The organism is Paracoccus sp. S4493, from assembly GCF_000967735.1.
In the GTDB taxonomy this organism is placed as follows: Bacteria; Pseudomonadota; Alphaproteobacteria; order Rhodobacterales; family Rhodobacteraceae; genus Paracoccus; species Paracoccus marcusii.
The window spans coordinates 1-237 of sequence record NZ_JXYF01000233.1; the positions used below are offsets into that span (position 1 = coordinate 1).

Consider the following 237-nt stretch of genomic DNA (forward strand, 5'->3'; position numbering starts at 1 on the left):
ACCGATGCCGACATGGCCGCCCTGATCGCCGCCCGCGCGGACCTGCCCGCGCTGATGGTGACCCTGGCCCCCGAGGCCACCACACCTGCCCAAATCGCCGCCCTGACCGAGGCGGGGATCATCGTCAGCCTTGGCCACAGCGACTGCACGCTGGATCAGGCACAGGCGGCATTTGCGTCAGGGGCGCGCTGCGCCACGCATCTGTTCAACGCCATGAGCCCGCTTGGCCACCGCCAG

At 70.5% G+C, this 237-nt stretch carries 1 pseudogene; it reads left to right on the forward strand.

What is annotated here, in order from left to right:
- Positions 1-237 (forward strand): annotated as a pseudogene (locus tag TW83_RS21255) (N-acetylglucosamine-6-phosphate deacetylase); the annotation flags it as partial.